This window comes from Burkholderia sp. MS455, from assembly GCF_016899445.1.
Taxonomy (GTDB): domain Bacteria; phylum Pseudomonadota; class Gammaproteobacteria; order Burkholderiales; family Burkholderiaceae; genus Burkholderia; species Burkholderia pyrrocinia_C.
Window position 1 is genome coordinate 245,783 of record NZ_CP041777.1, and the last position, 25,327, is coordinate 271,109.

At 65.9% G+C, this 25,327-nt stretch carries 25 protein-coding genes; 18 read left to right on the plus strand and 7 right to left on the minus strand.

All coding sequences use genetic code 11. From position 1 onward, the window contains the following. Positions 1-56 precede the first annotated feature (56 nt). Together FPJ27_RS01030 and FPJ27_RS01035 are read left to right on the plus strand one after the other, a co-directional pair. On the plus strand, positions 57-647 hold the full coding sequence (locus FPJ27_RS01030) for a flavodoxin family protein (protein WP_204421088.1): 591 nt from the start codon (positions 57-59) through the stop codon (positions 645-647). Between the two features lie 73 nt (positions 648-720). Further along, complete coding sequence (locus tag FPJ27_RS01035) at positions 721-1,776, plus strand: aldo/keto reductase (RefSeq protein WP_204421089.1); 1,056 nt, start codon at positions 721-723, stop codon at positions 1,774-1,776. A gap of 86 nt (positions 1,777-1,862) precedes the next feature. Here FPJ27_RS01035 and FPJ27_RS01040 read toward each other — a convergent pair whose 3' ends face one another. After that, entirely contained in the window at positions 1,863-3,428 is a 1,566-nt protein-coding gene (locus FPJ27_RS01040; protein WP_204421090.1) for an FAD-dependent monooxygenase, read from the minus strand. Between the two features lie 462 nt (positions 3,429-3,890). Between FPJ27_RS01040 and FPJ27_RS01045 the strand changes: the two genes are divergently transcribed. The 3 genes from FPJ27_RS01045 (at position 3,891) to FPJ27_RS36760 (ending at position 7,296) form a co-directional block, all read left to right on the plus strand. Continuing rightward, complete coding sequence (locus FPJ27_RS01045) at positions 3,891-5,303, plus strand: HD domain-containing phosphohydrolase (RefSeq protein ID WP_204421091.1); 1,413 nt, start codon at positions 3,891-3,893, stop codon at positions 5,301-5,303. 84 nt (positions 5,304-5,387) lie between these two features. Next, positions 5,388-7,157, plus strand: a complete 1,770-nt coding sequence (locus FPJ27_RS01050; protein WP_204421092.1) for a histidine kinase — start codon at positions 5,388-5,390, stop codon at positions 7,155-7,157. A gap of 10 nt (positions 7,158-7,167) precedes the next feature. After that, positions 7,168-7,296 carry a hypothetical protein gene (locus FPJ27_RS36760; protein WP_275557381.1) on the plus strand — a complete coding sequence of 43 codons (129 nt, stop codon included), beginning with the start codon at positions 7,168-7,170 and terminating at the stop codon, positions 7,294-7,296. Positions 7,297-7,330: 34 nt separating this feature from the next. On the opposite strand, the gene FPJ27_RS36190 is transcribed toward FPJ27_RS36760, so the two are convergent. From FPJ27_RS36190 to FPJ27_RS01085, 6 genes are all read right to left on the minus strand, one after another. Further along, on the minus strand, positions 7,331-8,221 hold the full coding sequence (locus tag FPJ27_RS36190) for an AidA/PixA family protein (RefSeq protein WP_239483158.1): 891 nt from the start codon (positions 8,219-8,221) through the stop codon (positions 7,331-7,333). A gap of 65 nt (positions 8,222-8,286) precedes the next feature. Beyond that, positions 8,287-8,790 carry an inclusion body family protein gene (locus FPJ27_RS01065; protein ID WP_204421093.1) on the minus strand — a complete coding sequence of 168 codons (504 nt, stop codon included), beginning with the start codon at positions 8,788-8,790 and terminating at the stop codon, positions 8,287-8,289. A gap of 406 nt (positions 8,791-9,196) precedes the next feature. Then, positions 9,197-9,580 carry a GtrA family protein gene (locus tag FPJ27_RS01070; protein ID WP_204421094.1) on the minus strand — a complete coding sequence of 128 codons (384 nt, stop codon included), beginning with the start codon at positions 9,578-9,580 and terminating at the stop codon, positions 9,197-9,199. Between the two features lie 16 nt (positions 9,581-9,596). Continuing rightward, on the minus strand, positions 9,597-10,640 hold the full coding sequence (locus FPJ27_RS01075; protein ID WP_131945952.1) for a glycosyltransferase family 2 protein: 1,044 nt from the start codon (positions 10,638-10,640) through the stop codon (positions 9,597-9,599). Between the two features lie 24 nt (positions 10,641-10,664). Then, a complete protein-coding gene (locus FPJ27_RS01080; protein ID WP_204421095.1) occupies positions 10,665-12,044 on the minus strand; it encodes a glycosyltransferase family 87 protein in 1,380 nt (459 codons plus the stop codon). Further along, a complete protein-coding gene (locus FPJ27_RS01085) occupies positions 12,041-13,279 on the minus strand; it encodes a glycosyltransferase family 87 protein (protein ID WP_204421096.1) in 1,239 nt (412 codons plus the stop codon). Before FPJ27_RS01085 ends, FPJ27_RS01080 begins: the two co-directional genes overlap by 4 nt. Before the next feature lie 1,049 nt (positions 13,280-14,328). Here FPJ27_RS01085 and FPJ27_RS01090 point away from each other — a divergent pair. From FPJ27_RS01090 to FPJ27_RS01150, 13 genes are all read left to right on the plus strand, one after another. Next, a complete protein-coding gene (locus FPJ27_RS01090; protein ID WP_204421097.1) occupies positions 14,329-14,520 on the plus strand; it encodes a Flp family type IVb pilin in 192 nt (63 codons plus the stop codon). A gap of 140 nt (positions 14,521-14,660) precedes the next feature. Further along, positions 14,661-14,843, plus strand: a complete 183-nt coding sequence (locus tag FPJ27_RS01095; protein ID WP_152857964.1) for a Flp family type IVb pilin — start codon at positions 14,661-14,663, stop codon at positions 14,841-14,843. A gap of 91 nt (positions 14,844-14,934) precedes the next feature. After that, positions 14,935-15,144: a Flp family type IVb pilin gene (locus FPJ27_RS01100; RefSeq protein ID WP_152857962.1), complete on the plus strand. Its 210-nt coding sequence runs from the start codon at positions 14,935-14,937 to the stop codon at positions 15,142-15,144. A gap of 28 nt (positions 15,145-15,172) precedes the next feature. Further along, positions 15,173-15,712 (plus strand): prepilin peptidase, encoded by a 540-nt coding sequence (locus FPJ27_RS01105; protein ID WP_204421098.1) that lies wholly within the window; start codon positions 15,173-15,175, stop codon positions 15,710-15,712. Between the two features lie 32 nt (positions 15,713-15,744). Then, the gene (locus FPJ27_RS01110) at positions 15,745-17,145 is read left to right on the plus strand and encodes an ATP-binding protein (RefSeq protein ID WP_204421099.1); all 1,401 of its coding nucleotides are present in this window, start codon (positions 15,745-15,747) and stop codon (positions 17,143-17,145) included. A gap of 35 nt (positions 17,146-17,180) precedes the next feature. Further along, positions 17,181-18,020 (plus strand): Flp pilus assembly protein CpaB, encoded by an 840-nt coding sequence (gene cpaB / locus FPJ27_RS01115; protein ID WP_204421100.1) that lies wholly within the window; start codon positions 17,181-17,183, stop codon positions 18,018-18,020. A gap of 104 nt (positions 18,021-18,124) precedes the next feature. Further along, positions 18,125-20,080: a type II and III secretion system protein family protein gene (locus FPJ27_RS01120; protein WP_204421101.1), complete on the plus strand. Its 1,956-nt coding sequence runs from the start codon at positions 18,125-18,127 to the stop codon at positions 20,078-20,080. A 21-nt stretch (positions 20,081-20,101) separates the two neighbouring features. After that, positions 20,102-20,404, plus strand: a complete 303-nt coding sequence (locus FPJ27_RS01125; RefSeq protein WP_204421102.1) for a hypothetical protein — start codon at positions 20,102-20,104, stop codon at positions 20,402-20,404. Positions 20,405-20,429: 25 nt separating this feature from the next. Beyond that, positions 20,430-21,695, plus strand: coding sequence for a TadE/TadG family type IV pilus assembly protein (locus tag FPJ27_RS01130; RefSeq protein ID WP_204421103.1), 1,266 nt, complete (start codon positions 20,430-20,432; stop codon positions 21,693-21,695). 12 nt (positions 21,696-21,707) lie between these two features. After that, the gene (locus FPJ27_RS01135) at positions 21,708-22,241 is read left to right on the plus strand and encodes a TadE/TadG family type IV pilus assembly protein (protein ID WP_204421104.1); all 534 of its coding nucleotides are present in this window, start codon (positions 21,708-21,710) and stop codon (positions 22,239-22,241) included. Then, a complete protein-coding gene (locus FPJ27_RS01140; protein WP_174417063.1) occupies positions 22,238-22,681 on the plus strand; it encodes a TadE family protein in 444 nt (147 codons plus the stop codon). Before FPJ27_RS01135 ends, FPJ27_RS01140 begins: the two co-directional genes overlap by 4 nt. Before the next feature lie 22 nt (positions 22,682-22,703). After that, on the plus strand, positions 22,704-23,912 hold the full coding sequence (locus FPJ27_RS01145; protein ID WP_204421105.1) for an AAA family ATPase: 1,209 nt from the start codon (positions 22,704-22,706) through the stop codon (positions 23,910-23,912). A gap of 19 nt (positions 23,913-23,931) precedes the next feature. Continuing rightward, positions 23,932-25,299, plus strand: a complete 1,368-nt coding sequence (locus FPJ27_RS01150) for a CpaF family protein (RefSeq protein ID WP_204421106.1) — start codon at positions 23,932-23,934, stop codon at positions 25,297-25,299. The last annotated feature ends 28 nt before the right edge of the window (positions 25,300-25,327 follow it).

Sequence of the window (25,327 nt, forward strand, 5' to 3'; positions counted from 1 at the left end):
GTAGAGTGGCTTCCCATGTCGTCCACGGCGGACAACTTGCACGAAAGGGAGCAACCATGACACAACATACCTCTGCGATCAAAACGGTCGTTGTCTACCACTCCGGCTATGGGCATACCGAGCGTATGGCAACAGCCGTCGCCGAAGGCGCCGGCGCCGTACTCGTCGCAATCGACATCGACGGAAACCTTGCCGAGGATGCGTGGGATACGCTGGCCGGCGCGGATGCGATCCTGTTCGGCTCGCCGACCTACATGGGCGGCCCCAGCTGGCAGTTCAAGAAATTCGCGGACGCATCCTCGAAAGCCTGGTTCGAAGGCGGGTGGAAAAACAAGATTTTCGGCGGCTTCACCAACAGCGCGAGTATCAACGGCGACAAGCTCAATACGCTCGAATACTTTTTTCTGCTTGCCGGGCAGCACGGCGGCATCTGGGTCAGCATGGATATCAAGCCGGCGAACGTGAAAGCTTCGATGCGTGACGACCTGAATCGCATGGGCTCCTATATCGCGCCGATGGCGCAGACGCCTGCCGATGCGTCGCCTGACGAGATGTCGCCTGGGGATCTCGAAACGGCGCGCCGCTACGGCGCACGCGTCGCGATGATCGCCGGACAGTTTCGGTCCGGACACGCTCAACGCAACTGAAATCCTGGGGCGCGCGACGCGACGGAACGGACGCCGCCACCTGTTTATCCAGCCACTCTTGAAAGGAATGGCCATGAAATACAAGCAACTCGGCCGCACCGGCCTGTATGTCTCGGAGCTGTGCCTCGGCACGATGACGCTGGGTGGCAATGCCGACGCGGGCATGTGGAAGGCGATCGGCGCAGTCGGTCAGGACGATGCGAACCGGTTGATTGCCCGCGCGCTTGCCGAGGGAATCAATTTCATCGACACCGCCGACATTTATTCCTTTGGCCAGTCCGAACGACTCGTCGGACAGGCACTGAAAGACATCGGAGTACCACGCAACGAAATCGTGCTGGCGACGAAGATCGCCGGCGTGATGGGCCCGAAACCCAACGATCAGGGGGCGTCGCGCGGTCACATCATGGATTCGGTGCAGAGAAGCCTGGAACGGCTCCAGGTCGACCATATAGATCTTTACCAGATACACGCCAGCGATTCTGTCACGCCGATCGAAGAAACGCTGCGGGCCCTGGACGACCTTACGCGGCAGGGACTGGTTCGTTATGTCGGCGTGTCGAATTGGCGCGCAGGCAGGATCGGTAAAGCGCTCGGACTGAGTGCCGCGCTTCATGCCACGCGCTTCGAAACGCTGCAGGCCTTCTATTCGATCGCAGGACGCGACGTGGAGCGCGAACTGGTGCCGCTCGTGATCGACGAGCAGATGGGGCTGCTTGTCTGGTCGCCCCTCGCGGGCGGCTTGCTTTCCGGGAAGTTCGGTCCCGGGGCACCAACCGAAGACGGTTCGCGGCGCAGCCATTTCGATTTTCCGCCGGTCGATCTTGATCGGGCCTGGCCGTGCGTTGCGGAGATGCGCGCCATCGCCGACGCGCGCGGTATCTCGGTCGCCCGGATAGCGCTCGCCTGGCTGCTCGCCAGGCCGCATGTCACGAGCGTCATTATCGGCGCCAAACGGGTCGAACAGCTCGAAGACAATCTCGGCGCGGTCGATGTCGTTCTCACCGACGACGAGCTTGCGCGTCTTGAAGCCGTGAGTGCGCTGCCCAGTTGTTATCCCGGCTGGATGATCGATCGTCAGGACGCGAGCAGGCGTCCGTTGCCGTTCAGGCCCGTTGCGTCGAATTAGAACCGGTTACCGCACACCCATAGGGCGGTTGTCCGAATGCGCCCACTGAAAGAGAGATAAGCATGCCAAAAGGTTATCTGGCGTTGCTATCGACGAGGCGAATCACCTGCACGCCCGGTTTCGCCGAACCATCGCGAGATGGCATGGGCGGCTTCTTCATGGTCGGGATCGGCTTCGCATGCCCACGCGACGATCCCGTCCGGACGCACCAATATAGCGCGCACACCTAACCGATCCTTGGCGTCGGCTGCGACATAGGCGAGGCGCTCGCGCCAACGGTTCGCAAGCGCCTGAAGCGATGCGCCTGAATCGAAGTCCAGCAGGAGTCCCCGCCCGTCGCGCAACAGGCGGCCTGCCTTCGTTCCGTCGACCAGTTCGAAATCGGGTACGCTGCGGCCCACCAGCGGATGAGGGCTGCCAAGATCGTAGCGGAGCGAAACACCCCAGACGCGCTCGGCGAAATACGTTGCGCCATCCCGGGTCTCGATGAGATCGCGAACGATCGCTTCCAGCGCGCGCGTGCCGGGGGTAGGTCGCATAAGAGCGACTTGCGCACGCGACCAATCGAGAACGCGTGCCCCTATCGGATGCCGCTCTTGTTGATAGCTGTCGAGCAGACCGGCCGGCGCATCGCCACGGATGGTGGCTGCCAGTTTCCAGCCGAGGTTCATCGCGTCTCCGAGTCCAAGATTGAGCCCTTGACCGCCCAAAGGGGAGTGGATGTGCGCCGCATCGCCCGCGAGCAGCACTCGTCCGTTCCGATAGGTCGTTGCCTGGAAGGCACGATCCGTCCACGTGGTAGCCAGCCTGAGCCTGGTCAGCGTGATTTCAGTGCCGGACACGCGGCGCAGCACCGCCTGCACATGCTCCAGCGTGACGGGGTGAAGGCGGTGAAACGCGCCGCCGTCGAATTCCACCATCGCAATCGTGCCGGGCCGCGCATAGGTGTACATGCCCGTCGATGTGTAGTGTCGGCCGGGGGGAAGTGCGTCCGGCTCAGCCATGTCGACTTCGACGGAGTAGCCGGTGAACTCCGGATCGGTACCGACGAAATCAAAGCAGCCGGCTTTGCGGATCGCACTGCGGCCGCCGTCGCAGCCGACGAGCCAGCGCCCGCGAAAAGTGTTCCCACCCGCATGAACGGTCACCGCTCCATCCGACTCGTGGAATGCGTCGGCGCTCAGGCCTCGCCGGATCTCGCATCCCGTCACGCCGGCTTGACGAGCCAGGACCGTTTCGAGCGTCTCCACTGCGACTGCCATGCTGGTGTCGGCCGAGCCTGACAGGCGATACGGCCACTTCGAGGTATCGATGTCGTCGTGATGGAACGGAATGCCGGCGAAATGACCGGCGGGCCGGCGCGGCTGCCGCATCCAGTGCGCGATCGTCGCAGTCTTGTCCGCGATAGGATCGGCACGCCCGGCCTCGATTACCTCGTCCAGCAGCCCGCGCCTGTCAAGCGTTTCGAGGGTGGGGGCCGAAAGGCCGCGCATGCCGAACGGCAGGCACTTCAACGGGGAGTGCGGTGTTTCGGCGCGCTCGAGCACGAGGACCGACAGCTTGAACAGGCGAAGCTCGCAGGCGAGAAACAGACCGACGGGGCCAGCCCCGGCAATCACGACGTCGTAAATATCCTGATGGTGCTCGTGCATGAACCACTCCTGTGTCGATGTTCGACCGGAGCGTTTCTCAGGTTGAGCGCCACACGGACGAACGTTTGGACGCCTGATCGGCGTCGGATGTTCGTCGTGGGGATCTCATGCACGGGGCAAAGACCAGAGCTTTCGCCAACGAAAGGACTTGGGCTTACCAAACCAAGTCTGCCTTTTCCGACACCGCGTTATAACACCGCAGCGACGACGCGTAAATGGCGGCGATGGTTCGCCCACCGCAGTGCGATGGTGCGCCGGCGTGTTACGTTGACCATGCGCGAAACGCATGGTTGGCAAGAACCGGAATGGGTCTCGACGGCAGCTGTGCAACCGACTCATGTTTTTGACGTTCTTCATTCGCGTTCGCGAAAGGACGTATTAGCGTTTCCCCCGATATAGGAAAGCGCCGTACAAGCCGATGTTGCAGAGAGATATGGTGTGAATAATCGATCCGGGGCAATTATGACGACATTCGCAACAAACGGGCCGAACGAGGCATTGCCTGAAACGCCCGAAGCGGCAACGGCATCCGACGACGCGTGTCGCGCACCGTCGATCCTGCTGGTCGACGACGAGCCGAACGTGCTATCGGCGCTCAAGCGCGTGTTCCGGCCCGCGGGCTACGACATCCTGACCGCCGACAGCGGCGAGGCCGCGCTCGAGATACTGGCGTCGACCGAGGTCGACCTGATCGTGTCCGACATGCGGATGCCGCGCATGAGCGGTGCGGAATTTCTGGCCCGCGCGCGGGCGCTGTTTCCGGACACGATGCGTATCCTGCTGACCGGCTATGCGGATATCGCATCGGTCGTGCAGGCCGTCAACGAAGGCGGCGTGTATCGCTACCTGAACAAGCCGTGGGACGATCACGATCTGCTGATGACCATCGAACAGGCGCTGGAGCAGCGGCGCTTGCGCCACGAAGCGGCCCGGCTGACCGCGCTGACGGAGGCGCAGAACGAGGCGCTGCGCCGTTTCAACACGGAACTCGAAACGCAGGTGCGTGCACGCACCGAGGAACTCGGCCAGACCGTGATGTTCCTCGAAGCGGCGCAACGCGACCTGAAAAGCAGTTTCACGGCAATGGTCCAGGTCTGCGCGAGCATGATCGAGCTGCGTTGCGGGACCGCCGGCGGACACGCGATGCGCGTGGGTGAGATCGCGCGCCGGCTCGCGCTGGCGTCGGGGATGAGCGAACTGCACGCGCAGGACGTTTATTTTGCTGGGCTGCTGCACGGCATCGGCAAGTTGTCGCTGCCCGACGAATTGCTGCACAAGCCGCTGGCGCGAATGACGACGGACGAACACCGGCTGTTCCAGCAGCATCCGCTGCGCGCGCAGATGGTGCTGACGCCGGTCGCGCAATTGCACAAGGTCGCGTCGATCGTGCTGCACCAGTACGAGCGCTTCAACGGACGCGGCACGCCGGACGGGCTGACCGGCGACGCGATTCCGCTCGGCTCGCGGATCGTTGCGATCGCACGCGATTTCGAAGGGCTGCGCAACGGCGAAATCGGTGTGCCGCATTCGGTCGAACAGGCGCTCGATGCGTTGCGCTCTCAGGCCAGCGTGCGATACGACCCGCAGATCGTCGAACGTTGCATCGAGCTGATGCGTGACCCGGCGAGTCTCGGTATCGCGGCGTCCGTCACGGAGATCAAGTCCGCGCAGCTGCGCGAAGGGATGCAGCTCGCCGACGATCTGCGCACGCATCGCGGCGTGCTGTTGATGACGAAGGGCAGCGTGATGTCGGCGCACCAGATCGAGCTCGTGCGCCGTTTCGAGACGCGGGAAGGGACGCCGTTCGACATCCTCGTTCTGGCCGGTGCGGCCGCATCGATGCCGGCGCACAACGCGGGTGCGCCTCCCGGCTGACGAAGAACACATGGCCTGATGGCCGCCGCGCGCGCTCGGCCGCATGCGGCGACAATGCATTCACATCGATCGGGGCGCTCGATCATGCACGGCACCTATGACATCCCGCTCGTCCTGCTGTCGCTCGCCATCGCGACGCTGGCGTCCTATACGACGCTCGACCTGGCCGCGTTCATTTCGCTGCTCGACAACCCGAAGCTCAAGCGTGCGTGGCTGAGCGGCGGCGCGGCCGCGATGGGAACCGGGATCTGGTCGATGCATTTCGTCGGCATGCTCGCGTTTTCACTGCCGATCCCGCTCGGTTATGCACTGCCGGATACCGGCGCGTCGCTGGCGATCGCCGTGCTCGTGTCGTATTTCGCGCTGAACGTCGTCACGCGAGCACGGCTGGGCTGGCGGCGGCTGTTCGCGGGCGGTACGCTGATGGGCGGCGGGATTGCCGGCATGCATTACACGGGGATGGCCGCGATGCACATGCAGCCCGGCATTCGCTACGATCCCGCACTGTTCGCCGCGTCGATCGGCATTGCGGTGATCGCGTCGACTGCCGCGCTATGGATCGCGCAGGCGCTGCGCGTGCGGCAGGCGCGTCATGCGACCGCGCAACGCGTCGGCGCGGCCTTCATCATGGGCATCGCCATTACCGGCATGCACTATACGGGGATGGCGGCGGCCCATTTCGCGTCGGACGCGCGATGCGGCACCGCGAACGGGATCGACGCGCCGTGGCTCGCGACGACCGTCGCGCTGTTTACGATGGCGACGCTGATCGTCACGCTGCTGCTCAGCCGCTTCGATGCGCGCACAACCTTTCTGCGCGGGATGGCCGACACGCTCGAGCGGCTCGTGCGAATGCGCACCGCGGAACTCGAACGTGCGTTGCACCGCTACGAGCAGACGACGGAGATGCTGCAGCGCACGCGCGAGAACATGGCGACCGAGATCGACGAGCGCAAGGCCGCTCAGGCACGGCTCGAACAGGAGAAGGAAGAGCAGCGGCGCCTTCTGCATGTGCTCGAGGAAACCCACGTGCAGTTGCTGCAGTCGGAAAAGCTCGCGTCGATCGGCCAGCTCGCGGCGGGCGTCGCGCACGAGATCAACAATCCGATCGGCTTCGTCAGTGCGAACCTCAATACGTTGAGGACATGGGTGCGAAGCCTGCTCGATGTGGTCGCGGCGCATGAAGCGGCGCTGCCGCAGCTCGACCCGGCCGCGCGCGATGCGCTGACGGCGATGGGCCGCGCCGCGGATCTGGACTACGTCCGCGACGAGATCTTGACGCTGATCGACGAATCGATCGATGGCGCGGTGCGGGTGCGGCGCATCGTGCAGGACCTGCGCGATTTCTCGCGCCCGGTCAGCGACGAGTGGAGCGTGGTCGATCTCCATGCGGGCCTCGAGAGCACGCTCAACGTCGTCCATAACGAACTGAAATACAAGGCCGACATCGTGCGCGATTACGGCGACCTGCCGCAGGTCGAATGCCTGCCGTCGCAGTTGAACCAGGTGTTCATGAACCTGCTGGTCAACGCGGCGCAGGCGATTCCCGAGCGCGGCGTGATCACGATCCGCACGTCGAGCGATGGCGAGCAGGTGTCGATCGCGATCAGCGACACCGGAACGGGCATGACGCCCGATGTCGTCCGGCGGATCTTCGATCCGTTCTTCACGACGAAACCGGTCGGGCAGGGAACCGGGCTTGGCTTGTCGGTATCGCACGGCATCGTCGAGCGCCATCGCGGCACAATCGACGTGACGAGCGAACCCGGGCGCGGCACGACGTTCTGCGTGCGGCTGCCGGTCCGGCGGGCTCGCGACAACGCGGACGCGGCGGAGCTGGAGCAACGGGCGTGAGGATGCGATCGTGACTACCGTGCGTGTGCGGGAAGCGCGTACGAGATTCAGCATGAATTCGATGCTCGCGCACCAGGTGTCGCTGCGCGGCGACGCGAAGCTCATCGGTGCCGTTGGCGACGGCTGGCCGCGCACCTGAGCGCGGTACGGCGCGCGTGCGAACGCGGCGCCGCTCAGGTGATCGGCCACTGAAGAATGACGATCCCGTCGTTGTAGTCGCGGTCGGCGCCGTCCTCGGCGCCGAGCCAGCCGAGCCACACTTGATCGCCCGCGGACAGCGGCGCGAGGCGCGCATCGGTCGCGGACTTCCTGCCGTTGGCCGATGCGTCGATCCGGATCTTGCCGCCTTTCGAGTTCAGCGTGAACTGCCTGACGCCGTCGTTGCCGTTGCCGGCGAACGACGCGGCCGGCTCGGGCGCATCGTCGATGAACAGCTTCAGGTCCTGCCGGTCGGCGGCATTCGCGTAGAAGATCGCCTTGAAATCGGTATTCGGCGGCAGGTTGAAGTTGCCGTCGCGGTCCGACGACGGCTGGAAACCGGGCTGTTTCGTATTCGGCCGGCTGCCGGCGATCTCGACCGTCGTTTCCCAGCGGAAATAGCCCGACACGGCACCATCGCGATCGAGCACGGCGAAGTCGGCCGTGCACGTGGTGGTGCCCGCGGCCAGCACGTCGCTGCGCCAGTAGTGGTCTTTCATCGGCCGGCACGGCGGATGAAGCAGGTCGTCGGCATCCGGCACCGGCGTCGCGGCGTCGCGCACTTCCGGTTCGATCGGCGCGACGATGCCGGCGTCCTTCAATGCGAACCGGATGAACAGCACGCTCACCTCGGCGCGCAGCGCGAGCGCGGTTTCGCGCAGGCGAAGCTGGTCGCCCGGCGACAGGCCGGCGAAGAGCCGGCTGTCGTTGTGGCCGAGCTGCCCGTCGCCGCCGGGGCTCACCACATAGATGTGCCGGCCGTCGATCACGGTCGGCGCGTCGGCGTTCCGGCTCGCATCGGGGTAGGTCGACAGCAGCGTGACGGCGTCGACGATCGCGAGCACATCGCAACGAAGACCAGACATGAGCGCTTCCTCCGCAACAAGGGAATGACGCGGGCGACCACCGCGCGGCCGCCCGCCTGCCGCGATCAGTTGTGGATCGAGATGAACGGATCCCACTGATAGCAGCCCAGCGACTGGCAGTTGCGGTCGATGATCTGGAAGTAGAAGTGGTAGGTGACGCGCCCTTCCGACAGCGTTTCCGACGACCAGTAGTAGTTGTCGATCTTCTGGCAGGTCGGCGTCGACGGCGAGCTCGGGTTCGGAATCGGAACCGATGCGGTGGCCTTGCGCGGCGTGGGCGTCGAAATCAGGTCCTTGCCCTGGTTGGCGATGAAGCCGTAGAAGACCACCTGTTTCTCGAAGCCCAGCGACAGGCTCGTTTCGCGCCAGCGGATCAGGTCGCCGACCTGCGCCTTCAGGTCGAGTTCGCCGCCCGCCTGCCCGGAAACCACGTTGTCCTGGTTGGTGACCATGTACACGTGCTTCCAGTCGATCAGCGTCGGGTTTTTCGGATTCCTGCTGGGATTCGGATAATTTTTGAGAATGGTTTCGGTATCGATCGAGACGAGCACATCGGTAACGCGTGACATAGAAGCTCCCGTTTGAAGTAATGGGAATCATCGTTGCGCGAATTGCTTCGTGCATCCGCCACCGCCTTGCGCTGTAAGGCTTTGTGCGATGTCTGGCACGTGCGGGTGCGATGGCGAATGCAGATTATCCCGTTCGGTTAATTCTGGAAGCTGTAAGAGTAAACAGGGTTATAAAAATGATTATCGTGGATTAATTTGAAAATCGGATTCAATCGGATCGATGCGTTACATAAATAGAAGAAAATTGAATCTGTTAATCGATTTGCCGATTATTTTTGACCGGAGAAAGGGGTGGATAGCCGGCGCGATCGCGAGCGACCGTCGCCGTGGCGGCATGACGATTCGGGAGCGGAAAGGAGTGATTCGCGGCAGGTAGGCGGCGGCCGGGCGGCAGGCGATCGCGCGCTTACCGGTAGGTCCAGAGCCGATGCAGCACGAACGTCGTCGGCGGGATCAGCAGTGCGATCGCGACGATGCTCATCGCGCGCGACACGTCGAGCATTTCGGCGGCACGCGCGAGCAGCAGCGTTTCGACGAAGCCGGCCAGCGTGACGACGAGAAAACGCAGCGCGTTGCGCGTGCGTACCGTCGACGAGAAGCTCCACAGCGTATTCGCGAGATACGAGAACGCCGTTGCGCACAGGAATGCGGCCGCGTTCGCGGCGACCAGCGTCGCATCGAACAGCGCGAACAGCGCGGACGCGACCAGCGTATGGATCGCGGTCGAACCAAGCCCGGACAAACCGAAGCGCACGAGCCTCGTGCGCTCGGCATGGAGCAGGTCGATCATGGCCGTCTGCGCGCGTTCAGCGTACGTCGATCCGCGCACGGTTCGGCTGCACGCGCCGGCGTGCGATCTGGCGGCGCGCATCGCGCGCGACCGGAAGTTCGATCACCTTGCCGTGTGCCTGGTAGCGGCGGCGGATCAGGTAGACGGGCCGTTGTTTCGACTCGTCGTAGATCCGCCCGATGTATTCGCCGACGACACCGATCCCGATCAGTTCGATGCCGCCGATGAACAGCGTGACCGAGATCAGCGACGCGTAACCGAGCACCGGATTGCCGAACAGCAGCGTGCGGAAGATGATGAACGAGCCGTACAGGAACGCGAGCGCGGCGATGCCGACACCGATGTAGGTCCAGCTGCGCAGCGGCACCGTGCTGAAGCTGGTGATCCCTTCCAGCGCGAAATTCCACAGCTTCCAGCCGGAGAACTTCGAGTGCCCGGCACTGCGCGGGTCGCGCTGGTATTCGACGATCACGGTCTTGAAGCCGACCCACGCGAACAGCCCCTTCATGAAGCGATGCCGCTCGGGCAGGTTGCGCAGCGCGTTCACGACCTTGCGGTCCATCAGCCGGAAATCGCCGACGTTCTCCGGCAGCTTCACGTCCGACAGCAGGTTGTGCACGCGGTAGTAGATCGCGGCCGCGGTGCGCTTCGCGAACGAATCGCACGCGCGGTTGCTGCGCTTCGCCGCCACGACTTCCGCGCCGGCGCGCCAGTGTTCGATCATCACCGGAATCAGGCTCGGCGGATCCTGCAGGTCGGCGTCGAGCGGGATCACCGCGTCGCCGGCGGCTTCGTCGAGGCCGGCCGTCAGCGCCGCTTCCTTGCCGAAGTTGCGGGTCAGATCGATCACGCGCACGCGCCGCTCGCCGGTGCTGATCCGGATCAGGCGTTCGAGCGTGTCGTCGCGGCTGCCGTCGTTCACGCAGACGATCTCGAAGCGGATCGCGTCGATGGCCGTCAGCAGCGGAATCACGACGTCGAAGAAGCGCTCGACGGCCTCGCCTTCGTTATAGAACGGCACGACCAGCGAAACGAGCGGCGTGTAGAGTGGTTCCCGCATGATGATTCCCCTTGTGATGTCGCTTCACCGGCCTGCGCCGAGCGTCGGGCGGCCGGTGCGGCGCATTCCGTGCGCCGGGCGGTGGTGCGGTCGGACCGGATGTGCGAAGCCGGTCTCGGTCGAGTCGTCGCGCGCGTCGGGCATCGACGGCACGTCGTGTCTTTCCTGCGCGATCCGGCTGACGAGCAGCGCGAGCGATGCCAGCGTCACGAGCGGCATGAACTGGAACGACAGATGCGAGACGACCGCGAGGCCCGCGAGCGGCATCGTCCACAGCAGCATCAGCCATTCGCGATCGAAGCGCCGCCAGCCGTGCGTCCACGCATAACGCGCGTACCACGCGATCACGATGCCGTACCAGGTCAGGTCGTAGTCGTACAGATAAGGGCTGACCAGCAGGCATGCGCATGCGAGGGTCGCGGCGCGCAGCGCGTAGGAACACGCGCCGCGCCACGCGTAGACGACGGCGACCGCGGCGGCCGCGGCAGACAGCAGCTGAAGGCCGCGCGCGACGATCGCGGGCCAGCCGGCCATGGTCGCGAGTGCGAACACGGTCGGCATGCGCGCGAGCTTGGCGTGACCGGCGCCGACGATCGCGTAGACGTTGCCGATCACATGCACGAACGTGACCCACGGGCCGACACCGAACGCGAGCGTCGCGAGCGCGGCGCTGCCGGCGATCGTCGCGGCCCATGCGGCCAGCGCGCGCCACTGGCCCGCGCACAGCAGCGCGAGCGGGAACAGCACCGCGAGTTGCGGCTTCATCGTCAGCAAGCCGAAGCAGATCCCCGCGCATACGGGGCGGCGGTTCAACGCGAGCAGGCCGACGCCGGCGAGTGTCGCGGTAAGGAGGCTGGTCTGACCGACGATCACGGTGAGAAACGCGCCGGGGAACGCGAGCGCGCACAGCCATGCGGCATCGCGCTGCACGGTCGCGCGGATCGTCGCGGCGAACAACGCGTAGGTGACGCCGAGGCACAGCACCAGCGCGACCATGTACGGCAGCCAGCCGAGCGGCGCCACGAACAGCAGCGTGGTGGGCGGATAGAGCCACGGCAGCGTGCCGTCCGCGATGCTTATCGTCGGGATCGCGAGCTTCTGGATCGCGAACAGCGCGGGGAAATGCCATGCGTCGGCGCCATGCCCGTGTGCGGCGAGCCATGCGGCGCTCCAGATCGGCGAGAAATCCTGCGACAGCTGTTCCAGTGCACCTTTGTGCGACAGGAACACGCGGGTCACGTAGATGACGATGAACAGCAGTTCCGTCAGCAGCGCGGCGGCCGCATAGAGGCGCACGCGCTCGCGATTGAGCCAGTGCGGATAGCGGCGCGGGCCCGCGATCGGGAGTTCCGGATGCAGATCGACGGCGGAATGCGCGTGGCGAGCGAACGAAGGCGCTTTCATTGCATGCTCCGTGACGTGAGTGCCGTGCGGCGCACGACGACGAACAGCACCGCGAGCAGCACGACCGACCCGATCTGCGGCAGCTTCATCAGCCGGTTGAACAGCTCGAAGATCGGCAGCAGCCACGCAAGCACGAGGATGCCCTGGTCGCCGGGCAGCCAGCCTTCATCGAGGCCGTGCGCGATCAGGCAGAAGATCGCGATGCCGAGCCAGGTCAGCTCGTAATGCCACAGATATGGCGTCGTCAGCAGCGTGGCGACGGCCAGCACCGCGCCGCGCAGGCGCATGTCGCGCGTGCGGCGCCACACGTCGACGGCCGCGGCGATCGCCAGCAGCGCGACCGCCGCTTGCGCGGCCAGCGCAGCCGCCACCGGCGCGCCCGCGAGCCGCAGCGCGGCGAACGGCGTCGGCGACGCGAGCCAGTACGATGCGAGCATGAAATGCTGGTCGCGTACCGTCTGCATCGCGTGGCTCAACCCGTGCAGCGCGCCGGGGCCGGCCAGCGCGATGCCGGCCGCCGCGAACAGCGTCGCGCTGATCGCCGCCGCCGCAAACGTGCGCCATGCCCGCGCCGCGATCAGCACGAACGGGAACACGACGGCCAGTTGCGGCTTGATCGCGAGCAGCCCGATCAGCACGCCGGCCGCAACCGGGCGCTTGCCGAGCAGATGCAGCGCGAGCGCGGCGAGGCCGGCGGTCAGGATGCTGTTCTGGCCGAACAGCGCGGACATGCACACCGCCGAATACGCGACCACGACGAGCGCCGCGGCGCGCGGGTGCGGAAGATGCGCGCGCAATCCCGACAACCGCGAGACGGCGAACGCGTAGCATAAAAGACTGCCCGCGAAAAAGAGGAAATATGCGGGCAGGAAAGGCACAAGGGCAACCGGCGCGATGAACAGCAACATCGTCGGCGGATAGAGCCAGGGAAGCGGCCGGTGCTGCAGATACGCACCGAAGTGCGCGGCCTCGGCCTGCAGGAATGACGTGGTGTCGTAGGCCGCTGCGGCATGGCCTTGCAACACGAGATGCGATGCGGTCCAGAAGACCGAGAAGTCGATGCCCGGGCGGGCGCTGGAATTCGACGTGAAGCCGTCCGTCACGACGCCCCAGATGGCCAGCAGCGCGACGAAGAGCATCAGCATGATGCAGCTGTACGGAACGATCCGGTCAGCTGTCAGCCATTGAGCACAGCGTATTGCGCGATCGCGCGTTCCACGATTGGCTGTGTACATGATGCCCCGTATGTGGTGGAGGCTGCTTGGTCTGTCGCAGCCGTTTCACGTTGTCGTGCCGCCGGATCGAATCGCTCTGAACGGCGTTGTCCGGTGAATGCATTGTTGAAGAAAAAATCGCGTGTTGCAAACCACGCACCGAAAGCCGGGATCCCGATTAATCGGTGACAGGTGTGAAAACCGCGTTTTCAGGCACGAGAAAACGACCCGGGCCGGATTTATGTTTCTGGCTTGAAACATTCCGCGTTTTCGAGCGATGTCGCATCCTGCCCGTGCCGTGAAACGCAACCGGATGCCCGCGTCCGGGAAAATCCCGAGAAAATTTTTTGGATCCTTTGTGCAGCGCGACGGCGAGCGTTCCGGCGTACCCCGCTCGCGGGAATGCATATATCAAAGTTGAAACATTTCGGCCGTCGCGCCATTGGCACGGAAACCCGGCGATCGCCGGAACCCTTGATGCGCCTGGATTTCGCTCGGGATGGCCTGCTCTTTGCGTAAGCGTTGGCACGGCAGTCGGCGACGTGACGACCGGGCGATTCCAGGAACAGACAGACGGAACCAGCTTCGGAATCATCTGCGGAAAAGAAGGCCGGAGCGCGACGGGGAACACGCAGCTCCAGGTCAACGAACCGCGAGAACTTTCGTCGATCGGCCAACGAGACCCGGGATCGTCAGGGCAAAAAGAAATCGGTATCGCAGCAGTCGGGGAATAAAAATGAAACAGCAGAGCACATCGCGGCCCGCGAGCCGCGGCAAAAGCGATTTTCAGCATCGCCGGGAGTTTTGCTCCCGTTCAATCGAACTCCGTGCGTCGAACGGCAGCCACGCCGTTCAGGTCGATCGTCCAGCCCGGTTTATCCGGCTCGTCGAATCGGACGCGCATCTTTCGCGTTCCCCCTCACGGAAATCCGTTCGCACGGACAGGTGTGTGCATCCCTGTCCCCGCAGCTGAGCGTCACGTTTCGATTTTCTTGTAGTGCCGGTGGTGCCCGTCCCCGACGTCTCGAGCGACGAAGGGAATTTAATAGCAGTCCGAATGGAGAATGCTCATGGTAAGAGTCATCGAAAAGATCGCCTGGTTCACGCTGGACCAGAGCGGCGTGACGGCCATTGAATACGGCCTGATCGCCGCGTTGATCGCGCTCGGTATCGTCGTCGCGTTGACGACGATCGGTACGGATCTGTCGACTGTGTTCAGCACGGTCGCCGCGACTCTGGACTCGGCAGTAACAGCCATCTGATGGACGGTACGGCGAACGGCTCATCCGGATCGTTTGTCGCCACCACACGGCATTAGCAACTTCCTTGACGTATCGAAGCCAGATCGATCGATCCCGCCGGTACGCGAGGGCTTTGAAAGTCACCACGTAAGGAGATCATCATGTCCAAGCTCATTCAACAAGTCAGCCGCTTCGTTCGCGATGAAGACGGTGTAACGGCCATCGAATACGGCCTGATCGCCGCATTGATCGCGGTGGGCATCATCGTGGCAGTGACGGCGGTCGGCACGGAACTCAAGGATGTGTTCACGACGATTGCTGCCGATCTGACCGCTGCGGTTTGATGTCATCGAGAAGCAGAGCGCGTGGACGGCTCGGCCGGTGCAGTGTTCGAGCCGTCCCCTGTGATCCGATCAACCGGAACCGGAGACCATCATGCAAGCGAGGGTGCGTGTCGCATGTCGACGTTGGATCGATGACGAGCAAGGCGTCGCGTCGATCGAGTATGCGTTGCTCGGGGCGATGTTCGCCGTCGCGGTGCTCGGCAGCGTCGTCACGCTGAAAGACTCGCTGGCCGATATGTACGCGGGGATCGCAACAGCCGTGACGGCTGCAGTGACCACCGCGCTGGCCATGGTTTCCTGATCCATCGATTCGCTACGCGAGGTTCGCCATGTTACCTGTTGCGCCGCCTTACCCGGTTCCGTTGTGCGTGACGCTGCTCGCGGTCGCGGCGGCCAGCACGGACATCGCGGCCCGCCGTATTCCGAACCGCCTCGTCGCGGCCGGGCTCGCCGGTGCGCTGGTGGCCCAGTGCATGCTGCACGGCGTCCTGGCAGGCGCACTCGGATGGCTTGCGGGCGCCGCGACCGGCTTCGGCCTGCTGCTGCCGCTCTACCTGCTGCGCGGGATGGCGGCCGGCGACGTGAAGCTGATGCTCGCGATCGGCTCATGGGTCGGCGCGGAAATGACGTTTTACATCGTGCTGGCCACCTTCGTGGCCGGCGGGATCGGCGCCATCGCGTTCGCGCTGCTGCGCGGGCGGATGCGCCAGATGTGGGCGAACGTCGGCGCGCTGCTCGCGCATCGTTCGCAAGGGGCGCGCGCAGGGGCAGCCGACAGCCCCGCGGAAATCGCATCGGTCGGCACGCTGCCGTACGGCGTCGCGATCGCGGCCGGCACGCTGGGCATGCTGTTCGCGTCGTGCGCATAGCGCGACGAACCCGCAACGAGGACGGAACGACCATGAACACGAATCACACCGAACCGAGACGCGACGCGCAGGTATCCAAACTGCCCGATCCGTTGCCGTCGCGGGAGGCCAATACGAAGCTGGGCGCGCAGTTGCCGGCGGCGCCGCGCTCGCTCGGCGAAACCGGGCTGAGCACGACGTTCGTCGCCGGGCTCGTGCTGAAGTCGACGCTGATGCTCGGCCGCCCGTCGTACGGCGACCTGGTCGAGCGGCACTGCCTGCCGCTCGCGGTGCTCGACGACGTCTTCGCGTTCCTGGTGCGCGAGCATCTCGTCGAGCTCACCCATCGCGGCGCGACCGATCTCGACGTGACGTTCCGCCTGACCGACGCGGGCCGCGTGCTCGCGCTCGAGGAACGCGCACGCAGCGGCTACAGCGGGCCCGCGCCGGTCACGCTCGCCGCGTATCTCGAATCCGTGAGCGCGCATTCGGTGCGCAAGCTGCACATCGACCAGGGCGACGTGTGGGCCGCGTTCGAAGGCATCGTGATCGACACGTCGGTCATCGACGCGGCGGCCGCGGCGCTGAACGCCGGCCGTCCGCTGCTGATCTACGGCCCGGCCGGCAGCGGCAAGACCTTCCTCGCCGAGCGGCTCGGCTCGCTGATGCACGGCCGCGTGCCGGTGCCGCACGCGATCTGCGCGGCCGGTGAAGTGATCCAGGTCTACGACCCGCTCGTGCATGTCGACGCGGAACCGCAATCGGGCGGCCAGTCGGTCGATCGCCGCTGGCGCCTGTGCAAGCGGCCGGTCGTGCTGTCCGGCGGCGAACTGACGCTCGACGAGCTCGACCTGCGCCGCGACGAGGCGGCCGGCTTCTACCAGGCGCCGCCGCACATGAAGGCGAACATGGGCATGTACATCGTCGACGATCTCGGCCGCCAGCGCGTCGAGCCGCGCGACCTGCTCAATCGCTGGCTGCGCCCGCTCGATCGCGGTGTCGATTTCCTGACGCTCGAATCCGGCAACCGCTTCGTGCTGCCGTTCGACGTGTGGCCGGTGTTCTCGAGCAACCTCGCGCCGGAGCAGTTCTGCGACGACGCGTTCCTGCGCCGCCTCGGCTCGAAGCTTCACGTCGGCGCGCTGTCGATCGACCACTACCGCGCGGTGTACGACGCGGCCTGCGCATCGCTCGGTCTCGTATCGGCGAGCGATGCATTCGAGTTCCTGCTGCATCGGCTGCACCTGCCGACCGGCAAGGCGTTTCTCGCGTGCTTTCCGGCGGATCTTCTGCGCCTTGTCGCCGCCGGCGCGCGTTACCGCGGCGATCCGCCCGAGGTGACGCACGACGCGCTGTACGACGCGTGGGCGAGTTATTTCGGCGCGGCGCCCGAACGGGACGGCAACCATACGCCGCCCGTCGAGCGAGGCGGACGTACGTACATCACCGGTTGAGCCGTTTTTTTCACGAATCGTCGAGGAGCATTGCCATGAAAAACAGTCGAGCGCTCATGATGCTGGCCGTCGCGATGGTCGCGGGTCTTGCCGCGGTCGTGTTCGCGTCCCACTGGCTGGTGCAGACATCCACGAGCTCGGTCACGCCCGTCGCGGTGGCGGCCGCCGATCTGAACCTGGGCGAGCCGCTCGGGCAGAACCAGATCCACATGGTGAGCTGGCCGTCGGGCAGCGTGCCGACCGGCGCGTTCACCGATACGAAAACCCTCGAAGGGCGCGTCGTGCGCACCAGCCTGGCGCGCGGCGAGCCGGTGATCGAGTCGAAGTTGGCGCCGCTCGGCACGAAGGGCGGGCTGTCCGCGGTGATCGCCGACGGCAGCCGCGCGATCACGGTGCGAGTGAACGACGTGGTCGGCGTCGCGGGCTTCGCGCTGCCGGGCACCTACGTCGACGTGATCGTCAACACGCAGGAGCAGCAGGGCAAGACCGACGGCCAGAGCATCTCCAAGATCGTGCTCGAGCACATCCTCGTGCTCGCCGTCGCGCAGCAGGTCAGCCGCGACGACACCGCACCGAAGGTCGTCAACGCGGTCACGCTGGAAGTCACGCCCGATCAGGCCGAACGGCTCGACCTCGCGCGCAGCGTCGGCACGCTGTCGCTCGTGCTGCGCAACCAGGTCGACCAGAAGACGCTGAACACGGATGGCGCGACCAAGATGACGCTGCTCGGCAAGCCGCCCGTACCCGATTTGCCGCCGCTTCCCGCTCCCGCACAGGTGCGGACGGTGCGCGTGCACGTCGCGTCGCACGCGGCAGCGCGGCGCGACTGCGTCGGCGTGCTGGCGGGCGTGAAGGGCAGCGTGGAATGTTTCTGAAGCAGATCAACACAGCCAGATAAACAGATCGGCCGCCGGCAGGGTACGGCGGCCTCGGAAGTCGACAACCGGCACGGCGCCGGTCTCTCGGGGGATCAGACAAAATGAAGCTCAAACCGCAACGTACAGGTACCGGCCCACTGCGGACGCGCGTCGCACGGGGCACGATGATGGCCGCGATCCTCTGTTCAGGATGGCTGACCGTTTATGGCGCACTGGCCCAGGAAGGTATCGAGGCGGGCGTGCTGACGAAGGGCGGCGCCAGCGCGCCGGCCGCGGTCGGCAAGGGGCCCGTGCAGATGACCATCAGCATGGCTCCGGCGCCTGTCGCCGCGGCCGCCGCTGCGGCGGGGCCGCTGCGCGGGCCGAACTGCATCGGCGCCGTGCGCGAGTCGACCAGCGTCAGCGTGCCGCTCGGCAAGTCGCTGCTGGTGCCGATGCCGGAGCCGGTCCGTAATCGGACGATCGGCAACCCGGCCGTCGCGCAGGCGACGATGGTGTCGCCGCAGACGCTGTACATCCTCGGGCTGTCGGTCGGCACGACCAACATGATCGTGCAGGGCAAGAGCGGCGCGTGCCGCGTGATCGACGTCGCGGTCGGCGCGGACGCCGGCGGCCTGCAGGCATCGCTGCAGCAACTGCTGCCGGCAGAACGCGACATCCACGTGTCGACCGCCGCCGGCACGATCGTGCTGGCGGGCAGCGTGTCGAACTCGCAGGCCGCGCAGCAGGCCATGCAGATCGCACGCGCATACGGCGACAGCGGCGGCGACCCCGCCGCGGGCGGCAAGCCGGGCGGCGGCGTGCTGAACATGCTGAGCGTCACGTCGCCGCAGCAGGTGATGCTCGAGGTGAAGGTCGCCGAGGTGTCGAAGACGCTGATCAACCAGATGGGCAGCGCGCTCAACATCCAGGGCGGGTTCGGCTCGTGGAGCGGCGCGCTGGTCAGCAGCCTGCTCGCGGGCGTCTCGAGCGCGGTCGCCTTCAGCAAGGCGAACAACAAGCCGTTCAACATCGCGGCCGATGCGCAGAATACCGACAACCTCGTCAAGATTCTCGCGGAGCCGAATCTCGTGACGATCAGCGGCCAGGAAGCGACGTTCCTCGCCGGCGGCAAGATCTTCATCCCGATCCCGCAAAGCAGCGGCAACGGCATCTCGACGATCACGCTGCAGGAAGAGGAGTTCGGCGTCGCGCTGAAGTTCACGCCGACGGTGCTGTCGAACGGCCGGATCAGCCTGAAGGTCGCACCGGAAGTGTCGGAGCTGTCGCAGACGGGCGTCACGCTGAGCGCGTCCAACATCGGCGGCACGTCGATCCTGCCGCTGATCACGACGCGGCGTGCGTCGACGACGGTCCAGATGAGCGACGGCGAATCGTTCGCGATCGGCGGGCTGATCAAGGACAACGCGAGCGGCGCGCTGAAGGCAATCCCGGGTGTGGGTGAAGTGCCGGTGCTCGGCGCGCTGTTCCGCAGCACGTCGTTCCAGCAGGACCGCACCGAGCTGATCTTCCTGATCACGCCGCACCTCGTGAAGCCGCTGCAGACCGCGGATGTGCCGCTGCCGACCGACAGCTTCTCGAAGCCGAACGAAGCCGACGTGTATGCGACGGGCAACATGGAAGGCCGCCGCGGGGTCCGCAAGCCGGGCGCACAACCGATGAACGGCGCAGCGGCGGCACCGCAGGCACCGGCCCAGGCGCCGGTACCGGCACCGGCACCGGCGCCGCAATCGGAAGCGCCCGCCGCCGCGGCCGCCGCGCTGCCCGCGCCCCGCGCACCGCAAGGCACGGACGCACAACCGCCGGTGTCGGCCGAGCCGCAGAAGACACCCGCGCCGGTGGTGGCCACCGCGCCGCAGCCCGACACGGCAAATGCGGCAAATGCGGCAAATGCGGCAAACGCGGCCCGCGTCGCGCGTATCGAAGCCGCCGCCGCACGCCTCGCCGCGGCCGGCCCCGACACGTCGGCCCAGCCGGCGGCGCGACCGAAGCAGCGGGTGCCCGCGGTTGCCCGGGCGCAGGTCGCGCGCTCGGAACCCAAGTCCAGCGATCGTTGAAGCCATCCAAGGGGAAGCTCCATGAAATCCGCCTACCTCGTATTCGTGCGCCGCGCGGCGCTCGCCGCACCGCTCGCGTTCGCGCTTGCCGGCTGCATGTCGTCGACCCCGGTGTGGGACAGCCGCTTTGGCGACTCGGTCCGCTCCGTGATGCAGGCCCAGATCATCGACCCGCATGCCGCCGAACACGCGGCATCGGCGTCGGCGGCGGGCGTCGACGGCGGCGCTGCCGCGGCCGCGCTCGACAACTACGACAAGTCGTTCAAGCAGGTCCAGCCGCCGACCAATGCGTTCGTCATCGGCATCGGCAAGTCCGCGCAATAACGACAGCACGCTCAGGGAGAACGCCATGTCCAGCGCAGCTCGTTATCCGAAAGTCACGCGTCGCGGCCTCCATCGCCAGCGCGGCGCCGTCGCGATCATCGTCGGTCTCGCACTGGCGGTGATGATCGGGTTCGTCGGCCTCGCGTTGGACCTCGGCAAGCTGTACGTCACGCGCAGCGAACTGCAGAACAGCGCCGATGCGTGCGCGCTGTCGGCTGCGCGTGACCTGACTTCGGCCATCAGCCTGTCGGTGGCCGAGGCCGACGGGATCGCCGCCGGCCACCTGAATTTCGTGTTCTTCCAGAACCAGTCGGTGCAGATGGTGACGAATTCGAACGTCACGTTCAGCGACTCGCTGTCCAATCCGTTCCTGCCGAAGAACTCGGTCACGACGCCGGCGAACATCAAGTACGTGCAGTGCACCGCGACGTTGAGCAACATCGCGCACTGGTTCATCGAGGTGCTGAACGTGCTGCCGGGCACGCAGCTCGCGAACGCGGCCACAGTGTCGGCGAGCGCGATCGCGACGGTCGGCGGCGGGCAGACAACGTGCGCGATCCCGGTGTTCGTGTGCCGCGCGACGGGCGCGCCGCCCTACAACGTCGGCGACTGGATCACGTCGCCGTCCGGTTCGACTTACGGGCCCGGCAACTTCGGCTGGGCGGCGCTCGACGGCTCGACGAACGAAACGACCATCGCGAGCGAGCTGTCGGGCAACACCTGCAATATCAAGAGCCCGCCGGACCTCGGCAGCACCGGCCTGAAATCGGCGTCGCTGCGCGCCTGGAATACGCGCTTCGGCATCTATACGAACGGCGCGAACGGCTCGAGCGGGCAACCCGACTTCACCGGCTACGCGTACGTCGGCCCGAACTACGGGCCGCCCGGGACGGCGGGCATCAAGGGCGACGCGTACACGCAGTTCGTGACCGACCGCGCGACCTTCAAGTCCTACCAGGGCGACGGCCCGCCGCCGGCAGGCAGCGGGATCGCTACCAACGGCACCACGACGGCGAGCAACTACCAGACCTTTGGCGGCGACCGCCGTGTCGCGCTCGCGCCGGAGGGCGACTGCTCGGCGCTGAGCGGCGCCAGCGGCAAGGTGCACGTCACGCAATGGGATTGCGTGCTGATGCTCGATCCGTTGCCGTTCAGCGCCGGCAGCGGCAGTGTCATAGCCCACCTCGAATACCTCGGCTCGTCGGTGTCCGGCAACAACCCGTGCGCGACGCACGGGTTGCCCGGCGACGGCAGCGCGTCCGGGATCCAGGTGCCGATGCTCGTTCAATAGGGAGAGGCGATCATGAAAAGGTCCCCGTTTCGCCGTTCGCGCACCCGTGGCGCAGCTGCCGTCGAATTCGCGCTCGTGCTGATGCCGATGATCGTGCTCGCGACCGGCGTGGCCGAGTTCGGCCGCGCGATCTACCAGTACGAGACGTTGACCAAGGCGACGCGCGACGCCGCGCGCTACCTGTCGATCTGGCTGCCGACCGACAGCGCGTATCCGGTGTCGGCGGCGCAGTGTCTCGTCGTGTACGGCAGCACGACCTGCGGGTCGGCCGGCACCGAGCTGGTGCCGGGGCTCACCACGTCGATGGTGACCATCTGCGATGCGTCGCACACGACCGGCTGCGGCGACGCGTCTGACCCGTCGCAATTCTCGAACCTGCCGACCTACGACGCGAACAACAACGCGGCGAGCGGCACGGCGACAGGTGCGATCAACGTCGTTGAAGTGAAGGTCAAGGGCTACACGTACCAGCCGATCCCCGCGTATCCGGGGCTGATGTCGATCACCTTCGGCAACATCATCACCGTGATGAGGCAAGTGTCATGAGCGCGCGCCCTTTCCCCCTGTCGCGCCGGCGCGGCCAGCGAGGCTCGACGATGGTCGAGTTCGGGCTCATCGCGTCGGTGCTGATCATGCTGCTGATTGGCATCTTCGAATTCGGCCGCGTGCTGTTCTACTGGAATACCGCGAGCGAGGCCGTGCGCCTCGGCGCGCGCACGGCGGTGGTCTGCGACGTGAATGCCGCAGGCGTCGCGAAGCGCGTGACGGCGCTGCTGCCGCTGTTGTCGACCGCGAACGTTTCGGTGAACTACTCGCCGGCGAGCTGCGACGTGACCACCTGCTCGTTCGTGACCGTGAGCGTCACGAACGTCACGGTGAAGACGATGATCCCTTTCGTGAACGTCACGGTCAAGATGCCGCCGTTCACGACGACGCTGCCGCGCGAAAGCCTGAACTCCGCGACTGGCGGCAACGCTTGCAATTAATCGAACAGACGAGGTACACAACATGATCAACATCCTCGTAGCTTCCGACGACACCGCGCGGCTCACGCAGATTGCGCGCCTCGTGGCCGACTGCGGACGCTATCGCGCGACACGCGCAACCGGCCGCCCGTCGCAGATCGAGCATCGCACCGACGGGCTCGACGCGTTCGACATCCTGCTGGTCGACGGCACGTCGTTCGACCCGTCCGAGCTGTCGGCGATCGAGCGGATCTGCCGCGCTCACGCGGGCCTGACCTGCATCCTCGTGACCGCGGACGCATCGCCTAACGTGCTGTTGGACGCGATGCGCGCGGGCGCGCGCGACGTGCTGCAGTGGCCGCTCGATCGGCAGGCGCTCGGCAACGCGCTCGAGCGTGCCGCCATGCAAAGCACGCGGAGCGACACCGACGACACGCGGATCGTGTCGTTCATATCGTGCAAGGGCGGGACCGGCACGAGCTTCGTCGCCAGTAACGTCGCGTTCGAGATCGCCGAGGGCTTCAAGCGCCGTGTGCTGCTGATCGACCTGAACCAGCAGTTCGCCGACGCGGCGTTCCTCGTCAGCGACGAAGCCCCGCCGTCGACGCTGCCGCAGCTTTGCGCGCAGATCGAGCGGCTCGACAGCGCGTTTCTCGACGCGAGCGTCGCGCACGTGACGGAGAACTTCCACGTGCTCGCGGGCGCCGGCGATCCCGTGAAGGCCGCCGAGATGCGCGAGGACGCGCTCGAATGGATCCTCGGCGTCGCCGCGCCGCGCTACGACTTCGTGATCTTCGACGTCGGTGTCGGCATCAATCCGCTGTCGATGGTCGCGCTGGATCGCAGCGACCAGATCCAGATCGTGCTGCAGCCCGCGATGCCGCACGTGCGCGCGGGGCGCCGGCTGCTGGAGATCCTCGTGTCGCTCGGTTATTCGACCGACCGGCTGCGTCTGATCGTGAACCGCGCAACGCGCGCGAGCGACCGGACCCGCACCGCGCTCGAGGAAGTGCTCGGCCTGCATGCCGCGTGCACGATTCCCGACGATGCCGAAACCGTGCTCGAGGCGATCAACCAGGGGCATCCGGTATCGCGGCTCGCGCGCGGCACCGCGGTCGCGCGTGCATTGCAGGGTTGCGCGAAACAACTCGTCGAGGGGGAAGTGCGCGCAGGACGCAGCACGGCGCACAGCGAACCGCTGATCTCCAGGCTCTTCGGGCGCAAGGTCACGCCGAAGCTCAAGTCCATGTAACTCTTTCGGGGAATTCATCATGTCATTGCGCGAACAGATGTCCTTGCACCGGGCCCAGCCTCTGGCGGCGGGCAGCGAACCGGCCGGCCCGGCGCATTCGTCGGTACGCGACGCATACCAGAAGCTGCGCCGCGAAATTCACCAGGCCGTGCTCGAACGCGTCGAGCTGGAGCGCCTGTCGCGGCTGCAGCAGGAGCAGGTCCGCCAGGAAATCTCCTCGCTGATCTCGCGCATCCTCGACGACCAGCGCACGCCCGCGAACGACATCGAGCGGCGGCAGCTCGCGATCGACGTGTACGACGAGATGTTCGGCTTCGGCCCGCTCGAAGCGCTGCTGCGCGACCCGAGCATCTCCGACATCCTCGTGAACACGTACCGACAGGTCTATGTCGAGCGCTTCGGCCAGCTCGAACTGACCGACGTGACGTTCTACGACGACGCGCACCTGATGAAGGTGATCGAGAAGATCGTGTCGCGCGTCGGGCGCCGCATCGACGAATCGAGCCCGATGGTCGATGCGCGGCTGCCGGACGGCTCGCGCGTGAACGCGATCATCCCGCCGTCGGCGATTGACGGGCCGCTGATGTCGATCCGGCGCTTCGCGGTCAGCCCGCTGAAGATGGACGACCTGGTGCGCTACCAGAGCCTGACGCCGCCGATGGCCGAGCTGCTCGACGCGCTGTCGCGCGCGAAGGTGAACGTGCTCGTGTCGGGCGGCACGGGCAGCGGCAAGACGACGCTGCTCAACATCCTGTCCGGCTTCATCCCGCGCAACGAGCGGATCGTGACGATCGAGGACGCCGCCGAGCTGCAGCTCCAGCAGCCGCACGTGCTGCGGCTCGAGACGCGCCCGCCGAACATCGAGGGCAAGGGCGAGATCACGCAGCGCACGCTGGTGCGCAACGCGCTGCGGATGCGGCCGGACCGGATCATCCTCGGCGAAGTGCGCGGCGCCGAAGCGCTCGACATGCTCAACGCGATGAACACCGGCCACGAAGGCTCGCTCGCGACGATCCACGCGAACACGCCGCGCGATGCACTGACGCGGCTCGAGAACATGATCAACGTCTCCGGCCTGTCGCTGCCGCCGAAGACGATGCGCCAGCAGATCGCGTCGGCGATCTCGGTGGTCGTGCAGGCGGCACGGCTCACGGACGGCAAGCGCAAGATCGTCAGCATCCAGGAGCTGACCGGGATGGAAGGCGACATCATCAACATGCAGGAGATCTTCACGTTCAAGCGTACGGGCGTGGATCGCGACGGCACGGTACGCGGCCACTTCTGCGCGACCGGCGTACGGCCGAAGTTCGTCGAGCGGCTGCAGGCATTCGGCATCAACCTGCCGGATTCGCTGTACGACCCGTCCCAGCGTTACGAGACGAACTGACGGCCTGTCGCCGCTTGCATTCGGGGAG